This is a genomic window from Pseudomonas sp. GW821-FHT01A09 (assembly GCF_058986725.1).
The window spans coordinates 280,833-299,164 of record NZ_JBYSWB010000004.1; the positions used below are offsets into that span (position 1 = coordinate 280,833).

At 64.5% G+C, this 18,332-nt stretch carries 16 protein-coding genes; 5 read left to right on the plus strand and 11 right to left on the minus strand.

The features are described 5' to 3' along the window. The first annotated feature begins 167 nt into the window (after positions 1 to 167). On the plus strand, positions 168 to 1,559 hold the full coding sequence (locus tag AC3WJP_RS07425; RefSeq protein ID WP_493720416.1) for an L-cystine transporter: 1,392 nt from the start codon (positions 168 to 170) through the stop codon (positions 1,557 to 1,559). A 100-nt stretch (positions 1,560 to 1,659) separates the two neighbouring features. Here AC3WJP_RS07425 and AC3WJP_RS07430 read toward each other — a convergent pair whose 3' ends face one another. Further along, on the minus strand, positions 1,660 to 2,172 hold the full coding sequence (locus AC3WJP_RS07430) for a dihydrofolate reductase (protein WP_493720415.1): 513 nt from the start codon (positions 2,170 to 2,172) through the stop codon (positions 1,660 to 1,662). Between the two features lie 72 nt (positions 2,173 to 2,244). Between AC3WJP_RS07430 and AC3WJP_RS07435 the strand changes: the two genes are divergently transcribed. Next, positions 2,245 to 3,636, plus strand: coding sequence for a DUF2868 domain-containing protein (locus AC3WJP_RS07435; RefSeq protein ID WP_493720414.1), 1,392 nt, complete (start codon positions 2,245 to 2,247; stop codon positions 3,634 to 3,636). Beyond that, complete coding sequence (locus AC3WJP_RS07440) at positions 3,629 to 4,999, plus strand: DUF3482 domain-containing protein (protein WP_493720413.1); 1,371 nt, start codon at positions 3,629 to 3,631, stop codon at positions 4,997 to 4,999. Before AC3WJP_RS07435 ends, AC3WJP_RS07440 begins: the two co-directional genes overlap by 8 nt. Before the next feature lie 285 nt (positions 5,000 to 5,284). On the opposite strand, the gene AC3WJP_RS07445 is transcribed toward AC3WJP_RS07440, so the two are convergent. The 6 genes from AC3WJP_RS07445 to AC3WJP_RS07470 form a co-directional block, all read right to left on the minus strand. Continuing rightward, the gene (locus AC3WJP_RS07445; RefSeq protein WP_493720412.1) at positions 5,285 to 6,691 is read right to left on the minus strand and encodes an efflux transporter outer membrane subunit; all 1,407 of its coding nucleotides are present in this window, start codon (positions 6,689 to 6,691) and stop codon (positions 5,285 to 5,287) included. Further along, positions 6,688 to 7,668 (minus strand): lysophospholipid acyltransferase family protein, encoded by a 981-nt coding sequence (locus AC3WJP_RS07450; RefSeq protein WP_493720411.1) that lies wholly within the window; start codon positions 7,666 to 7,668, stop codon positions 6,688 to 6,690. The genes AC3WJP_RS07445 and AC3WJP_RS07450 overlap by 4 nt, the downstream gene beginning before the upstream one ends. Beyond that, entirely contained in the window at positions 7,661 to 9,811 is a 2,151-nt protein-coding gene (locus AC3WJP_RS07455; RefSeq protein WP_493720410.1) for a peptidase domain-containing ABC transporter, read from the minus strand. Before AC3WJP_RS07455 ends, AC3WJP_RS07450 begins: the two co-directional genes overlap by 8 nt. After that, positions 9,808 to 11,082 (minus strand): HlyD family secretion protein, encoded by a 1,275-nt coding sequence (locus tag AC3WJP_RS07460; protein ID WP_493720409.1) that lies wholly within the window; start codon positions 11,080 to 11,082, stop codon positions 9,808 to 9,810. Before AC3WJP_RS07460 ends, AC3WJP_RS07455 begins: the two co-directional genes overlap by 4 nt. Before the next feature lie 83 nt (positions 11,083 to 11,165). Further along, positions 11,166 to 11,324: a hypothetical protein gene (locus AC3WJP_RS07465; RefSeq protein WP_493720408.1), complete on the minus strand. Its 159-nt coding sequence runs from the start codon at positions 11,322 to 11,324 to the stop codon at positions 11,166 to 11,168. Between the two features lie 262 nt (positions 11,325 to 11,586). Continuing rightward, a complete protein-coding gene (locus AC3WJP_RS07470) occupies positions 11,587 to 13,956 on the minus strand; it encodes a heavy metal translocating P-type ATPase (protein WP_493720407.1) in 2,370 nt (789 codons plus the stop codon). 90 nt (positions 13,957 to 14,046) lie between these two features. Here AC3WJP_RS07470 and cadR point away from each other — a divergent pair, with 90 nt between their 5' ends. After that, positions 14,047 to 14,496 (plus strand): Cd(II)/Pb(II)-responsive transcriptional regulator, encoded by a 450-nt coding sequence (gene cadR, locus AC3WJP_RS07475; protein WP_493720406.1) that lies wholly within the window; start codon positions 14,047 to 14,049, stop codon positions 14,494 to 14,496. Here cadR and AC3WJP_RS07480 read toward each other — a convergent pair. The 4 genes from AC3WJP_RS07480 to lgt form a co-directional block, all read right to left on the minus strand. Beyond that, a complete protein-coding gene (locus AC3WJP_RS07480; RefSeq protein WP_493720405.1) occupies positions 14,484 to 14,972 on the minus strand; it encodes a type II toxin-antitoxin system MqsA family antitoxin in 489 nt (162 codons plus the stop codon). The genes cadR and AC3WJP_RS07480 overlap by 13 nt on opposite strands. A 2-nt stretch (positions 14,973 to 14,974) precedes the next feature. Further along, a complete protein-coding gene (locus tag AC3WJP_RS07485) occupies positions 14,975 to 15,238 on the minus strand; it encodes a type II toxin-antitoxin system MqsR family toxin (RefSeq protein ID WP_493735669.1) in 264 nt (87 codons plus the stop codon). Positions 15,239 to 15,363: 125 nt separating this feature from the next. Continuing rightward, positions 15,364 to 16,335, minus strand: a complete 972-nt coding sequence (locus AC3WJP_RS07490) for a thymidylate synthase (RefSeq protein ID WP_493720403.1) — start codon at positions 16,333 to 16,335, stop codon at positions 15,364 to 15,366. A 48-nt stretch (positions 16,336 to 16,383) separates the two neighbouring features. After that, positions 16,384 to 17,196, minus strand: a complete 813-nt coding sequence (gene lgt, locus AC3WJP_RS07495) for a prolipoprotein diacylglyceryl transferase (protein WP_493720402.1) — start codon at positions 17,194 to 17,196, stop codon at positions 16,384 to 16,386. Between the two features lie 299 nt (positions 17,197 to 17,495). On the opposite strand from lgt, the gene AC3WJP_RS07500 reads away from it, so the two are divergent. Next, entirely contained in the window at positions 17,496 to 18,257 is a 762-nt protein-coding gene (locus AC3WJP_RS07500) for an NRDE family protein (protein ID WP_493720401.1), read from the plus strand. The last annotated feature ends 75 nt before the right edge of the window (positions 18,258 to 18,332 follow it).

Sequence of the window (18,332 nt, forward strand, 5' to 3'; positions counted from 1 at the left end):
ATTTTCATGCCCGATTTTCTGTCCGCCACGTTGCGAGGGGGCTTGCCGCCGATGCTCCCTATCGGGGGCAAGCCCCCTCACTACAGGATCGCACGCTCATCTTCTGTTAGCATTTCCCGCCAGCGAGAGCGCCCACAGAGGCGCCCGACCATCCTCTTGGAGCCATCATGAATCTGCCCTTGTTCTTCAACCTGCTGGTCTTCGCAGCTTTGCTGCTGGGCCTGCTGCAAACCCGTCGCACCGACTGGAGCCTGGCGAAAAAAGTGCTGCTGGCGCTGGTGCTCGGGGTAGTCTTCGGCGCTGCGCTGCATGCCGTTTACGGCGACAACAGCCCCGTGCTGAAAAGCACCATCGGCTGGCTCGATCTGGTCGGCAACGGCTACGTGCAGTTGCTGCAGATGATCGTCATGCCGCTGATCTTCGCCTCGATCCTCAGCGCCGTGGCCCGTCTGCATAACGCCTCGTCGCTGGGCCGCATCAGCTTCCTGACCATTACCACGCTGCTGTTCACCACGCTCATCGCGGCGCTGATCGGCGTGGGCCTGACCAACCTGTTCGGCTTGACCGCCGAGGGCCTGGTGGCCGGCACCCAGGAAATGGCGCGCATGCAGGCGCTGCAGAACAATTACGTCGACAAGGTTGCCGAGATCAACGTGCCGCAGTTGCTGCTGTCGTTCATTCCGCAGAACCCGGTGGCCGACCTGGCCCGGGCCAAGCCGACCTCGATCATCAGCGTGGTGATCTTCGCTGCGTTCCTCGGCGTCGCGGCCTTGCAGCTGCTCAAGGACGATGCCGAAAAAGGCAACCGCGTGCTGGTCGCCATCGATGTGCTGCAGGCCTGGGTCATGCGCCTGGTGCGCCTGGTGATGAAGCTGACGCCCTACGGTGTACTGGCGCTGATGACCAAAGTGGTGGCGGGCTCGAACCTGCAGGACATCATCAAGCTGGGCAGTTTCGTGGTGGTGTCTTATATCGGCCTGGCGCTGATGTTCGCGGTGCACGGGCTGCTGCTGGCGTTGGCGGGAGTGCACCCGCTGCGGTTTTTCCGCAAGGTCTGGCCGGTGCTGACGTTCGCCTTTACCAGCCGTTCGAGCGCGGCGACCATCCCGCTGAGCATCGAGGCACAAACCCTGCGCCTGGGCATTCCTTCATCGATCGCCAGTTTCGCCGCTTCGTTCGGTGCCACCATCGGCCAGAACGGCTGCGCGGGGCTGTACCCGGCGATGCTGGCGGTGATGGTCGCGCCAACCGTAGGCATCAATCCCCTGGACCCGCTATGGATCGCCACCCTGGTGGGCATCGTCACCCTGAGTTCGGCCGGTGTGGCGGGCGTGGGCGGCGGGGCGACCTTTGCAGCGCTGATCGTGCTGCCGGCGATGGGCTTGCCGGTGACGTTGGTGGCGCTGCTGATTTCGGTCGAACCGCTGATCGACATGGGCCGCACGGCGCTCAACGTCAGTGGTTCGATGACCGCCGGGACCATCACCAGCCAGATCCTCAAGCAGACCGACCAGACGGTGATGCAGGCCGATGAGCATGCGCGGTTGGCGCAGGGCTAGCGCGATCCCTGTAGCGAGGGGGCTTGCCCCCGATCAATGGTGTCAGCGCCAGCGAGGTGGCTGACCTGCCCAGTCGGGGGCAAGCCCCCTCGCTACAGAATCAGACCCGCTCCCACACCTCGAAATCGTAAGCGGGTTTGTCATCCACGGCTGGATTCTCGACCGTCGACACCCGCTGCCACTGCGCCTCATCGAAGGCCGGAAACCACGCATCACCCTGCGGCGTCAGCGCCACGCGAGTCAGATACAAGCGATCGGCGCGCGCCAGCCCCAGTTCATACAGCTGCGCGCCACCGATCAGCATCACCTCCGTAACGCCCTGCTTCAACGCCCAGGCTTCGGCGCGGGCGATGGCGGCGTCCAGCGTTGGATAAACCTCGGCACCTTCGAGTTGCAGATCGGTCTGACGACTGACCACCAGGTTCAAGCGCCCGGGCAGCGGACGGCCCAGCGAGTCCCAGGTCTTGCGGCCCATGATGATCGGCTTGCCGAGGGTCGTGGCCTTGAAGTATTTGAAATCCCCCGGCAGATGCCAGGGCATGCGGTTGTCGATGCCGATCACGCGATTCTGCGCGAGAGCGGCGATCAGGCTGAGAGGGAGAGATGTTTTCATGGCGGCGAGCATAGCAGAGGCAAGGCGCCGGATCAGCCCGGTTGGGGTATGCTCTTGGCGGATCGAACCCTAATGGAATCTGGCGTGACCCAACCCAGCCTGCTGCATACCTCCTGGCTCACCGAAGCCATCCGCCTGCGCGAAGAGCAGGCCGGCCCCCTCGAAGATCTCGAAGCCAACCGCCTGGCGCGCCACGGCGGCGGCACCCTGGCCGCTCGCATCACCCACCGCGCCGCCCAACTGGCCAAGCGCGACGGCGTCGACACGGCCCTGCGCCACTGGCAACAAGGCGCGCGGCTGGCGTTGATCGGCTTGGCGGTGATGGCCCTGTTCAGCGGTGCCGGTCTGGCGTTCACCGCCTTGGGCGATGGCCTGCGGCCAGTCAACGTGTTCTGGGCGTTGGGCAGTTTGCTGGGGCTGAATCTGCTGTTGCTGCTGAGCTGGGCGCTGGGCCTGCTGCTCAGCGGCGAACACGGCGCCAGCCTCGGCCGTCTGTGGCTGTGGCTCAGCGAAAAGCTCGCCCGCGATGCCAAGGCCGCGCACCTGGGCCCGGCGCTGGTGTTGCTGTTGCAACGCCACCGCCTCAATCGCTGGCTGCTGGGTACCTTGATCCACGGCCTGTGGCTGCTGGCAATGCTCAGCGCCCTGACTGTCAGCCTGTTGTTGCTGGCGACGCGACGCTACGGCTTCGTCTGGGAAACCACTCTGCTCGACGCCGACACCTTTGTAGCCCTGACTCAAGCACTGGGCGCCTTGCCCGGGCTGCTGGGTTTCAATGTGCCCGATACCGAGATGATCCGCGCCAGCGGCGATGCGGCGGTCAATCTGGAGGCGACTCGACAAGCCTGGGCCGCCTGGCTGGTCGGCGTGCTGGTGGTCTATGGCGTACTGCCACGGCTACTGCTGTGGGCGCTGTGCCTGTGGCGTTGGCGGCGCGGCTGCAGGCAATTGCGTATCGACCTCGACCTGCCCGGCTATGCGCGCCTGCGCGAAGCACTGATGCCCAGCAGCGAGCGCCTGGGCATCAGCGACGCCGCGCCTGAAGAGTGGCCCGAGACTGAAGCGGCCCGCGGACAAGTCGCCAATGAAGGCGCCGTGGTGGTGGCCATCGAGCTCGATGATCAACAATCCTGGCCACCGATGTTGCCCACCAAGGTGCAGGACGCCGGCATCCTCGACAGCCGAGAATCGCGCCAGCGCCTGCTTGAACAGATGACCCGTTTCCCGCCTGCGCGCTTGCTGATCACCTGTGATCCGCGGCGCTCGCCGGACCGCGGCAGCCTGGCGCTGATCGCCGAGCTGGCGCGCTGTGCCGGCGCCACGCGTATCTGGCTGCTGCCGGCGCCAGCGGGGCAACGACTCGATCCTGAACGCCTCGACGACTGGCACGTGGCCTTGAATGGACTGCACCTTCCCCATCAGCAGGAGCCACCGCTGAGCTGGCTGGAGCACGGCGATGACTGAGCCGAAACGCCCCCTGCGCCTTGCCGTGGTCGGCCACACCAACGTCGGCAAGACGTCGCTGCTGCGCACCCTGACCCGCGACGTCGGCTTTGGCGAAGTGTCCCATCGCCCCAGCACCACCCGCCACGTCGAGGGCGCGCGCCTGTCGGTGGACGGTGAGGCATTGCTGGAGCTGTACGACACCCCCGGGCTGGAGGATGCCATCGCCCTGCTCGACTACCTAGAACGTCTCGACCGCCCCGGCGAACGCCTGGATGGTCCGGCGCGCACCGAGCGCTTTTTGCAGGGCAGCGAGGCACGTCAGCGGTTCGAACAGGAAGCCAAGGTGCTGCGCCAGTTGCTGGCTTCGGACGCCGGTCTGTACGTGATCGACGCCCGCGAGCCGGTGCTGGCCAAATACCGCGACGAGCTGCAGGTGCTGGCGGGCTGCGGCAAGCCGCTGCTGCCGGTGCTCAACTTCGTCAGCGCGGCGGATCATCGCGAGGCCGAGTGGCGCGAAGCCCTGGCGCGTCTCGGCTTGCATGCCCTGGTGCGCTTCGACAGTGTGGCACCGCCCGAAGATGGCGAGCGGCGATTGTATGAAAGCCTGGCGCTGTTGCTGGATCACTCGCGCCCGGCCTTGCAGCGCCTGATCGATGACCAGCAGGCGCAGCGAATCGCCCGGCAGACCAGTGCCACACGCTTGATCGCCGAATTGCTGATCGACTGTGCCGCGTGCCGACGCAGTGCCACCCAGGAACAAGCGCCGGCCGCTGTCGAGGCGCTACGCCAGGCCATACGCCAGCGAGAACAACACTGTGTAACGCAGCTGCTGGGCCTGTATGCCTTCAGGCTCGACGATGCCACCAGTGCCGAGCTGCCCTTGAGCGATGGGCGCTGGGGTGACGATTTGTTCAACCCGCAAACCCTCAAGCAACTGGGGGTCAAACTGGGCAGCGGGGTGGCGGCGGGCGCGGCGGCCGGGGCAGGCATCGATCTGCTGGTGGGCGGCCTGACGCTCGGGTTGGCGACCCTCGCCGGGGCCGTGGCCGGTGGCGCGCTGCAAACCGCGCGCGGGTACGGCGCACGACTGCTGGGCAAGCTCAAGGGCCAGCGCGAACTGACCGTGGATGACAACGTGCTGCGCCTGCTCGCCTTGCGCCAGCAGCGGCTTCTGGCCGTGCTGGCACGCCGTGGACATGCCGCACTGGAGCGGATCGAGGTCAACCTGCCCGCCGAGCAGACGCAGTGGCGCGAGGGCAAACTGCCGGAATCGCTGAAAAAGGCCCGAGCGTATCCGCAGTGGTCATCGCTCAATCCGCGCGCGCGGTTGGGTGATGGCGAGCGGTTGGAGGCGCTGGAGGATCTGTTGCAGCATCTGTGACGACAATAATCTCAAGCCGTATGCAAAATCCTGTGGTGAGGGGGCTTGCTCCCGATGCGAAGTGTCAGCACCAAACCAGTTGCCTGACACACCCTATCGGGAGCAAGCCCCCTCACCACAGAGTGATCTGGATACCGTGCTCACTTCAAATCGCCGACCAGCCATCACCCAGCCCGGCATTTTCAGGGGTATGCAAAATCCTGTGGTGAGGGGGCTTGCTCCCGATGCGGAGTGTCAGCACCACATCAGTTGCCTGACACGCCCTATCGGGGGCAAGCCCCCTCGCTACAAGGTGGCGCTCCAGCCACCACCGAGGGCCTTGTACAACGACACCGCATTGCTCAACCCGGCCAGCCGCGTACGCACCAGGCCCTGCTGGGCGGCGCTCAGACTGCGTTGCGCGTCCAGCACCTCGAGGTAGCTGTCCAGCCCCTCTTCATACAACAACACCGCCAACTCCACCCGGCGCGCCTCGTTGGCCACCCGCAATCGTTGCGTCGCCAGCTCTCGCTCCAGCGGCCCACGGGCCCCGAGCGCGTCCGCCACTTCGCGAAACGCCTGCTGGATCGCACGCTCGTACTGTGAAACGGCAATGTCGCGCTGCGCCCGAGCCAGCGCCAGATTAGACTCGCGCCGGCCGAGATCGAACAGCGGCACCGTCACCTCCGGTGAAAACGACCAGGCCTTGGCGCCACCCCGGAACAGCCGATTGAGCTGCGGGCTGCTGAACCCCAACACACCGGTCAGCGAGATCCGCGGCAGATACGCCGCCCGTGCCGCGCCGATGTTGGCGTTGAAGGACTTAAGCCGAGCCTCGGCGGCGCGAATATCCGGCCGACGCGTGAGCAGCGTCGAAGTCAGCCCGGGCGCCACTGGTGCAATGGGCGTGTCCGCTTCGAGTGCCGAGGCCTGCAGTCGCGATGGCTGCAAGCTGACGCCGGTCAGCAATTCCAGGCGATTAAGCGCCAGCACATGCCCACGCTCGGCACTCGCCTGCTCGGCTGCCAGGCCCAGCACCAACGAGCGTGCCTGACGCACTTCCAGTTCGCTGGCCAGCCCCTGCCCATGGCGCTTTTCGATGAGTTGCAACGAGCGCTCCCCGGCACTCAATAGATCCCCATGCTGCGCCTGCAGACTCAGATAGGTCAGGGCCTCGTAATAAGTACCGGCGACCTCCCCCACCAGACTGATCTGCACCGCTCGGGCATCCTCCGCGCTGGCCCGCAACTGTTCACCGGCGCTGTCGCGCAAGGCCTGCACGCGCCCCCACAGATCGATCTCGTAGGCCGTGATGCCGACGCCCAGCCGGAAGCGGCCCTGCTCGCTGATGACCCGCTCGCCGGTGGGCGAATCCAGTGCCGATAGCTGCTGGCGTTGGGTTGCGCCCTGCAGGCCCAAGGTGGGAAACAGATCGGCACGGGCCACACCGAACAATGCCCGTGCCTCGTCGATATGCTGCACGGCGATACGCAGATCCCGATTGTGCGCCAGCGCCTGGCCGATCAGTTCCCGCAGTTGCGGATCGTTGAACACCTGCTCCCAGGCGGGCAAGGGTGCATCGACCTGCTCGGCAGCCTGGTCACGCCACTGGGCGGGCACCGGCGCCTCAGGGCGGACATAGGCCGGGGTGAACGAACAGCCACTCAGCGCCAGCAGGCACGCCAGCAGCGCAACAACGTCCCGGCCGCTCATCGCAGCGCCACTGCCGAACGCCGCTCGGAGGTCGAACGCTGGCGGTGATAGAACGCCTCCAGCCTCGGCAGGTAGAACCACTGCTCCGGCGCCGCCGCCAGAAAGCGATCCAACGCCGCCATCCACTGCGCCTGCATGACGGGCAGCGGAGCGGCCGCGATACGCTCCAGCACCTGCACCCGGCCCTTGCCGCCCAACTGCGCCTGGTGGCCGATCAGCAAGGCGTCACAGCCCAGCTTCGCGGCCAGAAACAACGGCCCTTTGACGAATTGCGCCGGGCGGTGGAACAGCGTGCCCGGCAGCGGCTCGCCGAAGCGTAACGCCCCCAGGCTCACAGGCAGGTCGCAGAACAGCACCACGCTGTCCCCGCGCTTCAGCGCCCGCGCCATGCTCAACGCCGTGCCCGGATCGGCGACATCCAGCACGTCTACCCAGTGCCCCAGCCCTTCAAGCTGCTGCAGGGAATGACGGGTGAAGGGGTCGGCGAAATTCCAGATCGGGATGACGAAACGAGTCGGCTTCGCCTGTCGGGCCATCAGGCTGGCGACGGCCATCCAGTACTCCCCGGTGTGGGTCAACAGATAGAGCGTCGGGCGCTCGACCTCGGCCAGACGCTGCGGATCGACCCACGGAATATCGGCAATCCAGGCGCGCAGGTCGAAGGGCCGCTGGCGTGGATACAGTTGTTCATGCAGTGCGCGCTGCCACTGCAATACCCCAAACCGGCAACTGAGCTTCTTGGCCAAGGTGGATTCGTAGCCGAGTGCGGTCAGGTTCTGCCGACACAGGCTGTAGTCGCGACCTCGCCAGCAGGACGGCAGACGCCTCAACACCTTGGGCAGGACGATGAACAGACGCCCTATGGGCACGATGCGCGATAACAGCCCCAGGCACTTGATCAGCCAAAGGCCCAGATGCGCCTTGAAGATCATGCACAGCAACCAATAGCGCACCCGCGCGCTTTTTCGATCAGTCATCCAGGCCTCCCGCAGGCATCGGCAATACGCGCCCCTGGCGCATTTGCAGGACGACATCGCAAGCCTGCGCCACACGTCGATCATGGGTCACAACCACGCACAGCATCGACAACTGCCCGAGCGTGGCGATGATCACGTCGCGAGCCTCGGCGTCCAGGTGGGAGGTCGGCTCGTCGAGCAGCAAGATCTGCGGGCGTCGGTACAGCGCGCGCGCGATCAACAGCCGTTGCTTCTGCCCGGTCGACAGCTGCACGCCGGTCGGCCCCAGCAGCGTGTTGAAGCCGTTGGCCAGCCCCTGCACCGCTGCTAGCAGGCCGGCCTGTTCGATGCAGGTCTGCAGCCAGGCGCCATCGCCGCGCTCGGCGTCCAGGGTGATGTTGTCCATCACGCTACCGGCGATGATTTCGTCATGGGCCGTCACGTAGGCCAGATTCTGCCGGTAACGCTGCAGGCCAAAGCGTTGCAAGTCCACGCCGTTGACCTCGAACTGCCCGGCCTCCAATCGATAGAACCCGGCCAGCACCTTGAGCAAAGTGCTCTTGCCACAGCCCGACGGCCCGAAGATCGCCACCTTGGCCCCCGCCGCCAACTGCAAGTCGACGTCCATGAACACCGGCCGCTCGAAGCTGCTGTAGCGAAACACGCCGCCCTCCAGTTGCACCGACTGCAGCATGGCCTGCGGCTCATCGGCGCGGGCCAGGTAGGTCTCGCTTTCGACCCACTCGGCCGGCTCGTCGATGATGTCTTCGACACGGCGCAACTCCACCTGCACCAGGCGCAGGCTGGCGTAGCGATCCAGCAGTTTGAGCATGCAACCCATGAACATGTCCTTGTACAACACGAAGGCAAACAGATCGCCAATGCTGTTGTTGCCTTGCAGCACCGCGAAGGCACCCAAGGCGCTGACCAGCAGGGAGTGCCCGTGGGACAGCCCTTCATGCACCACCACGTTCATCGATTGCAGGCGCTGCACTCGGGCGCGGGCGACCTCGGTGTCGACGTGCTGGTTGCTCCAGCGCGCCAGCTTGGCGGCCTCGTAGTGGTAGAGCTTCATCGACTCGATGGCGCTGACGGTGCCGAGCAGGCTGACGTTGCGGGCGGTTTCTGCCTCGATGGCAGCCTTGTGGGTGCGCTCCATCATCGGCAGGGTCAACAGCCGAAAACCGAAGAACAACAGGCACAGCACCAGTGACAGCCCCGCCAGTGGCAGGTTGATCAGCGCCATGAGGCACAGGAAGGCCAGGCCGAACACGGCATCGATGCTCATGTCCATCCAGCCCGCCGTGAACTGCGTGTAGGCACGGTCGGTGGCTTGGGTGCGGCGCAGGATATCCCCCGGCGCGCGGCGCTCGAACCAAGTGACCGGCAGGCGCAGCAGCCAGGCCATCACGCCGGTGCCCAGGTCCTGGCTCAGGGCAATGCGCAGTTGCGCGTCGAGCCAGGTACGCAGCCAGGCGGCGAGGGTCTTGAACAGGAAGACGGCGCCGAACACGTAGAGGATCAGGTAGAGGAAGTCCTCGTCGTTCTTGGCCACGACCTCATCGATGGTCAAGGAAAACAGCTTGGGCGCGGCGATGGCGCCCAGGTACGTGACGATCGCCAGCAGCCCCATGGGGATCAGATAGCGCAACAGCCAGGGATTGCGCGACAGCACCTGGGTGAAGCTCAGGGCCTCGCGCGCCGCAAGCCTGCGCTGCAAGGTGAAGTGCAGGCCCGGGACCAGTTCGAGGGCCACGCCGCTGAACAGCGGCAACGCCTCCTCCCACGTATAGAAGCGCCGCCCCAACGCCGGGTCGACGATGCGCAGGCCCCGGCGCTCGACCGCCTCCAGCACCACGAAGTGCATCTTGTTCCAGAACAGAATCGACGGCGTACGCACCTGGCGCAGCCCGTCGAGCATGACCTTGAGCGGGCGACAGGCGAACCCCAGCGTCTCGCTGACCTTGATGATCTGGAACAACGACATGCCATCACGGGCGACGCTGCAGCGCTGGCGCATCTGCCGCAGGCTGAGGGCATGGCCGTGGTAGCTGGCGATCATGGCAATCGCCGCCATGCCGCACTCGGACATCTCGTCCTGGAGGATCACCGGTACCGATTTGCCCAACGCGCGGCGGACTCGATTCAGCGTTGCATCGATCATGTCGCCTGCCCCGTGGCGTGCGGCTTGAGCGCCGGAAGATAGTCTGGGTTACGCTGGCTGCCCTTGAGTACCGGCAGGAACAGCCACTCCATCAGGCTCAGCGGCTCCAGGCGCAGCGAGCCGCGCAGGGTCATGCCGTCCTTGAGCCAGTGCTCGCGAATGCGCGTGCGGGGGTCGCTGAAATCCAGCGCGACTTCCACCAGATACACCGCCCCTTCCGGCGGCTTGTCGACCGAGGTCCCCAGCGGCACATCGCGATAGGTGCTGGCGGTGCTGTGCACGATGCGGCCCTTGACCACGCCGTAGCGCTCGTAGGGATAGGCGTCGATACGCACGATCACCGCTGTGCCGGGGCTGGCGAAGCCGATGCTGGCGGGATCGACGTCGAGCATCACCGTGGGCATCGCCCGCTCCGGCAGATCGATGCGCAGCAGCAGCATCGGCTGCCCGGCCTGGACGCGCCCGCCAGCGAAGACCGATACGCCATCGACCACCCCATCCACCGGCGACAGCAACACATATTGCTGGTGCTTGCGCAGGGTCTCGCGGCGTTCGAGCAGTTCGTGGCGCTGACGGGCAATATCGCTCAGGCGCAGGGCCAACTGGTGTTGCGCATCGCTGCCACGCTGCTGCAATTCCAGCAGACGCTGGCGCGCCGCAGCTCGCGCCTGCTGATTGCCGGCGAGATTCTGCTGGGCGGTTTCGTGGCGCACTATGGCTTCGTTGAGGGCCGCTTCCGACACCGCGCCCTCCCGGGCCAGGCGCTCATGGCGTTGCTGCAGCCCGGCGGCAATGGCCACGCGGCGCTGGATCGACTGCTCGATGCGGGTGTTGAGTTCCAGGTCGGCCTGGAGCTGGTCGATCTGCAGCCGTAGCGATTCGCGCTGGGTGCGATAGACATCGCGCGCCTGGGCTTCATCGCTGTGGGTGTCGGCGAGCAGGCTGTCGAGCCGCTCGGCGCTTTGGGTGGCAGTGGTCTGACCACTGGCATCACTGAAATTTTCCGGCTCCTGAGGGCGAATCCTCAGCAGCGGCTGGTCCTTGCGCACCGATTGCCCGGCGACCACCAGCACTTCCTGTACATGAGCATTGCCTTCGCTGGCGACGCGCACCACATCACGGGTCAGAACCCGGCCTTGTACCTCTTCCTTGCGGGCATACTCGCCGGCGATCAACAGCGCCACGAGCATGAAAAAAAACAGGCAGATCAACCAGCCGAACACCAAGGTCCGAACCGGCGCCCGCGGAGCAACCTTTCCGAGTTCCAACATGGCGAATACCTTCATGCAGCCTGCGGAAGGGAGCGGCGCCACTCCCCCCGTTTACATCCTTGAGCCCTGATGGGCCGCAGGCGTCAGCTTACTTTGGCAACCACGGCAGCGATCACCGGAATGGCCGAGTCGATCACCCCGCCGATGTCGGCGAACAAGCCGGCACCGCGTACTTCATGGGTGTCTTCAAGGGTCATTTCCTGTGGTGCATTGGCGATTTCCAGTTGGGCGTGTGTAGACATGGCGATACCTCGTTTTATTGTTATGGACAGGGAATGCCGTCGAGACGGCAGGCGAGGTCGGGCGATGCTCCGTACAACAGCGCTCGACCGCGCCGCTACCGGGCGAGTCGGATGAATTCGCTCGGTGGCGGGGTGATTATCTCGATCGGGGCGAGAGGGCAATAGCAGCCAAGTCTGACAAGGCTGTAGGGGAATTCTGAAGAACTTAGGCAGGAATGTAGGAAGTTTCCGAGAGGCCCGGCGGGCGGACCCCTCGCTGCAGTTACCGGCGCAGCAAGCGCAACCCGTTGAACACCACCAGCAGGCTGACGCCCATGTCGGCGAACACCGCCATCCATAGCGTGGCCATACCCGCAAAGGTAATGACCAGGAACACCGCCTTGATCACCAGCGCCAGCACGATGTTCTGCACCAGCACGCTGCGGGTCTGGCGCGACAGGCGAATAAACGCTGGGATCTTGCGCAGATCGTCGTCCATCAGCGCGACATCGGCGGTTTCGATGGCGGTATCGGTACCGGCGGCCGCCATGGCGAAACCGATGTCGGCGCGCGCCAGCGCCGGGGCATCGTTGATGCCGTCGCCGACCATGCCCACCTGACGCCCCTCGCCGCTCAGGCTTTCGATCACCTGCAGCTTGTCCTCGGGCAGCAGGTCGCCACGGGCCTCGTCGATGCCAACCTGGCGGGCGATCGCGGCGGCGGTGTGGCTGTTGTCGCCTGTGAGCATCAAGGTCTTGATCCCCAGGCCGTGCAGTTGCTCGATGGCTTCGCGGCTGCTGTCCTTGACGGTATCGGCCACGGCGAACAGCACCCTCGGGCGCTGGCTGTCACAGAGCACGATGACGCTTTTGCCCTGACGCTCCAGAACGTCCAGCTTGGCTTCCAATTCGCTGGAGCACAGGCCGAGGTCTTCCACCAGGCGATGGTTGCCCAGGTGATAAAGCTCGCCGTTGACTTCGCCTTTCACGCCGCGGCCCGGCAATGCGGTAAACCCCTGCACGTCAAGCCACTGCGCCGCCTGGCTCTCGGCCTCGCGAGCGATGGCCAGCGACACCGGGTGATCCGAGCGACGGGCCAGGCTGGCGGCGATCAACGGCGCCTGCGCAGTGGCGGAGTCCAGCAGCTGCATGTCGGTCTGCACCGGCTTGCCGTGGGTCAGCGTGCCGGTCTTGTCCAGCGCCAGCACTTGCAGGCGATGGCCACTTTCGAGGTACACGCCGCCTTTCACCAGGATGCCCTTGCGCGCCGCTGCCGCCAGGCCGCTGACGATGGTCACCGGCGTGGAGATCACCAGTGCGCAGGGGCAAGCCACCACCAGCAGCACCAACGCTCGGTAGAGCCAGTCGAACCAGGGCGCCGCCATCAACAGCGGCGGCACCACGGCCACCAGCACGGCGAGGATGAACACCGCCGGCGTGTAGATACGCGAGAAGCTGTCGACGAAACGTTGCGTCGGGGCCTTGGCGCCCTGGGCCTGCTCGACCGCATGGATGATGCGCGCCAAGGTGGAGTCGCCGGCGGCGGCCGTGACCTCATACTCGAGCGAACCGGCCTGATTGATGGTGCCGGCGAACAGTTTGTCGCCGGTGGTCTTTTCCACTGGCAGGCTTTCGCCGGTGATGGGCGCCTGGTCGACGCTCGATTGCCCGGTGCGCACCGTACCGTCGAGCGCGATACGCTCACCCGGCCTGACCCGCACCAACGCACCCAGGGCGATGGCGTTGGCCGGTTGTTCCAGCCAGGTGCCGTCCGCCTGTTGCACCGTGGCGGTTTCCGGCGTCAATTGCATCAGCCCGCCAATGGCGTTGCGGGCGCGATCCAGCGACTTGGCCTCGATCAGTTCCGCCAGGGTGAACAGGAACATCACCATCGCCGCTTCCGGCCACTGGCCGATGAGCACCGCACCGGTGACGGCGATGCTCATCAGGGCATTGATGTTGAGGTTGAAGTTCTTGAGGGCGATCCAGCCCTTTTTGTAGGTGGTCAAACCACCGCTGAGGATCGCCACCAGCGCAACGATGGCGATGACCCAGGTAGGCGCGGCGCCCGAGAAATGCAGGACTTCGGCGCCTATGGCCGCCACGCCGGACAACGCCAACGGCCACCACGGCTTGTTGGCGGGCGGCAGGGTTTCCATGGGTTTGCCTTGCGCGTCGACGCTGAGCGGCTCGGCACTCATGCCCAGCGAGGTGATCGCCTGGATGATCGGCTCGGTGCTGCCCAGCGTATGGCGAACGCCGAGTACGCGGTTGATCAGGTTGAAGTCCAGCTGTTCAACGCCCTCGAGCTTGCCCAGGCGGTTGTGGATCAGGGTCTGCTCGGTGGGGCAGTCCATCTCGACGATGCGGAACTGGCTGAGCTGGGCGTCGGGGCTGGTGGCTGCGCTGAGCTGCACCTTCGCGGGGGCTGAGCTGTGGTCGTGGTCGTGGTCGTGGTCGTGGTCGTGAGCGTGCGTGCTGCAATCGTGGCCCGCATGGCCATTGGCGCGAGTGGCAGGCTTGGGCGCTACGCAAGACGCGGCTTTTTGCTGGCAGCAGGACGCAGTCGGCGCTGAAGCGTGCTCGTCATGGTCTTGAGAATGCTCGTGCTCGTGCTCGTGCTCGTGAGGATGATCGCTGGGCTGACGGCTCATAGGGTCCGGTCTCTGAAATGCTTGTTGCCAAGTGAACACCCTGTAGCGACTATAGGGTCAAGACACTTTTGCAGATCGAGGGGATACAGCATGAAGATCGGCGAACTGGCCAAGGCCACCGACTGCCCGGTAGAGACCATCCGGTATTACGAGCGCGAAGCCCTGCTGCCCGAGCCCGCCCGCAGCGACGGCAACTACCGGGTCTACACCCAGGCCCACGTCGAGCGCCTGACGTTCATCCGCAACTGCCGCATCCTCGACATGACCCTCGAAGAAATCCGCAGCCTGTTGAACCTGCGCGACAGCCCGCAAGACCGCTGCGAGAGCGTCAACCATCTGATCGACGACCACATCCAGCACGTCAGCGCCCGCATCGAAGGCCTCATGGCCCTGCAACAACAGCTAGTGGAGCTGCGCCAGCGCTGCGGTAGCGAGGCCGACGACGACCCATGCGGCATCCTCCAGCGCCTGGAGGTGACCGGCGCGGTCACCGTGCCCGAAGCGGAGCATTCACATGTGGGGAGGAGTCATGGGCATTGAGAAACAGCAGAATGTCGCTGATGCTCTTTTGCAGATACCAGATCTCCTAGTAATGTCCCATCCCCCATCGCCTTGATCTCTTCGACGAGAGCGGGATGCCGATCAAGCAACGACATCAATACCAACAACGGTTTAGGCGGCTCGACCTCTGCACGCTCATAGCGCGAGAACGCGTTGTGCCCGCCGCCCGAAAGGATTTTCACTGCGCTACGTTGAGTCAGGTTCAGCTTGCGGCGGATACGGCGCATTTCCTCGGCAATAGCCTTCTGCGCATCCTCCAGCAACTGATCGCCTGCTTGGGTATATTGGTACGAGCTTTGAGGATCAAAATACACCTCGGAGCATTCCTGGCAGCGCCAGCCGTTCAAGCCGGGGACATTCCGAACGAAATGCCTGTACTGAACCGGGAAGGTTTCGTCTTCAAATCGAACCATTGCAGCTGCAGATCCACAGCATGCGCAATCTTGAGTCTTCACCGTCATCTCTCCTTGAAGGATATGACCGGGGGGCCGTTATCCGCCTGATAGGTCATCTTCACATAGAGCTCGACGCCATCAGCAATGCTAGGTCGATAAACGTCCTGCCATCGGCGCGAGTCTCCATGAGTTGTCATGGACTTGTAGAAATCAGACCTCTTCAGGCTCGCGATCACGTTGAGCATCTGCGTCAACGACAGGCCAAGGCGATAGCCCCCCCGCCAAAGCCGAGCCGGTAAATGCAGCCCGCCCCATGCGGGACACATCCACTTGGAGTGCCAAAAGCTCGTAATGAGGTTTCTTCTTTTCCACAAAATTTGCGCTCCTGTGCGAGGAGCGCAAAATACCCTTTAAGGGTACTCCAGTTGAACCCGGAAATCTTTCCCCAGAATCAAACCGCCATCGGCGCCGTCATCGGCGGATGGTGCTCATACCCTTCCAACGAGAAATCGCTCGGTTCGATCAGCTCCAGCCATTCCGGCTGGTACACACCAGTCCTGGCGAACTCAGGGACGCGATCCGAGATGACCAGCCGGGGTGCCGGCAGGGGTTCGCGGTCGAGTTGCTCGGTGAGCATGCTCAGGTGGTTTTCGTAGACGTGGGCGTCGCCGATGAAATAGGTGAACCAGCGCGGCGTGTAACCGGTCAGGCGGCCGATCAGCGACAGCAGGGCCGCGCCCTCGGTGAGATTGAATGGCGTGCCCAGCCCCAGATCGTTGGAGCGGATATACAGGGTCAGGGAGATTTCCCGCGTCTCGGCATTGGGGTGGAACTGATACAGCAGATGGCAGGGCGGCAAGGCCATTTCGTCCAGCTGCGCGCAGTTCCAGCCGTGGAACAGGATGCGGCGGCTGCCCGGGTCCTTGATGATGGTATCAACGCACTGACGGATCTGATCGATGGCCTTGTACAGCACCACATAGGCCTCGCCGTCTTCCTCGGCCTGGGCCAGCTGCGTATAGCCCTGACCGAGCGCCAGTTCGATGGCGGCCGGGTTGCTCAGGGCGATGCGCTTGTAGGCCGGCCATTGGCGCCATTGCACGCCGTAGATCTCCCCCAGGTCGTCGGCGCCCTTGCGGAAGGGGTTGTCGAGCCACTGCTGGTTCTCGTTGGCATTCTGGTCCCAGACCTTGCAGCCCAGGGCGCGGAACTCGGCGGCGTTGTTGACGCCGCGCAGAAAGCCGACCATCTCGCCGATGGCCGACTTGAACGCCAGCTTGCGCGTGGTGATCGCCGGAAAGCCTTCCTGCAGATCGAAACGCAGCATGGCGCCGGGCAGGCTGATGGTCTTCACCCCGGTACGGTTGGACTGAAGGGAGCCACGCTTGATGACGTCGGCGACCAGATCGAGATATTGCTTCATGACTTACCTGCATCGATGCCGGCAGGGCCGAACCCTGCCTGACGAATATTAGAGCGCCGCGCTTTGAGCCGCCGGCTTGCGGTGATAGGCCAGCCAGATCAGCACCAGGCCACCGACGATCATCGGCACGCACAGCACTTGGCCCATGGTGAGCCAGCCCCAGGCCAGATAGCCCAGTTGAGCGTCCGGCACCCGCACGAACTCCACCAGGAAGCGGAAGATACCGTAGAACAGCGCGAACATGCCGGACACGGCCATGGTCGGGCGCGGCTTGCGCGAATAAAGCCAAAGAATAGCGAACAACGCCACGCCTTCAAGGGCGAATTGATACAACTGGGAAGGGTGGCGCGGCAGTTGGGCCGGATCGCTGAACGGCGGGAACACCATCGCCCATGGCAGATCGGTCGGCTTGCCCCACAGCTCGGCGTTGATGAAGTTACCGATGCGCCCGGCACCCAGGCCGATCGGCACCATCGGCGCGATGAAGTCCATCAGCTGGAAGAACGATTTGCCGTTGCGCTTGCCGAACCACCAGGTCGAGATCATGACGCCCAGCAAGCCACCGTGGAACGCCATGCCGCCTTTCCAGACTTCGAAAATCAGCAGCGGATTGGCCAGATAAACGTCCAGATCGTAGAACAATACATAGCCCAGCCGACCGCCGACTATCACACCCATGGCCACCCAGAAGATCATGTCCGAGAGCTTTTCCTTGGTCCAGGTCGGGTCGAAGCGCTGCATGCGGCTCAGCGCCAGCAGCCAGGCGCCGCCGATGCCGATCAGGTACATCAGGCCGTACCAGTGGATTTTCAGGGGACCGATCGCCAGGGCGACGGGATCGATCTGCGGATAAGCCAGCATTGCGACTCCTCAATAAAGCTATGGGCTCAAGGCTGCGCCGAAGGAGCTGCGCCTTGATAAAACTGGAACTATGCCCCGAGGGTCGAAGCACTGACCACTCGGAAATGATGAAATTTGTGACACGGGCGTCGAGGCCCATGGCAGACGCTTCGACGCGCCTGCAATACGCATCTGCAGCCATGTGCGGGTGAATCAGGACCGGCATGGTAGCGGAAACAGCCCCTGCGGCTCCACCCAAGCCGTATGGATAGTGCCGGGCGGCCTGCGTACAGTAGCGACAAAGACAAGGAAAACCACTCATGTGCCTGATCGTTTTCGCCTGGCGTCCCGAGCACGCCGTGCCGCTGCTGCTGGCGGCCAACCGCGATGAATTCTATGCCCGCCCGACCTTGCCGCTGGCGGCCTGGGAGGATGCACCCCAGGTGCTCGCCGGACGCGATCTGGAGGCCGGAGGCACCTGGCTGGGGCTCGGACCCGGCGGGCGCTTCGCCGCGCTGACCAATATTCGCGACCCGCATCAGCCACCTGGGCATCGATCACGGGGCGACCTGGTGGCGCGGTTTCTGACCAGCGGCATCGGGCTGGATGATTATTTACGGGAAGTTCGCGGTCGTTCGGCGGAGTACGCCGGGTTCAATCTGCTGCTTGGCACGGTTGAACCGGGAGAGGCGCCGCGGTTGATGTATTTCAATGCGCGTCAAGGCGAGCCTGTAGTGGTTGCAGCGGGTGTCTACGGGTTGTCGAATGCGGCGCTGGATACACCATGGCCCAAGCTGATCAGGGCGCGTGAAGCCTTGGCGGCGCAGCTGGAGGACCCGATTGACGAACGACTGCTGGATGCACTTGGCGATCCCCAACCGGCCGCCGACGCCGACTTGCCGGATACCGGGGTGGGGCTGGCAACGGAAAGGCTGCTGTCGAGTGTGTTCATCGCCAGCCCCAGCTATGGCACACGGGCCAGTACGCTGGTGACGCTGCGGGCAGATGGCCGGCGGCGGATCATCGAGCGCAGTTATGGGCCCTATGGCGGGCACCTGGGTGAGATTGCATTGCAAGACTGACTCACCCTGTAGCGAGGGGGCTTGCCCCCGATTCGGTCTGTCAGGCCCGATGACGTGACTGATATACCGAATCGG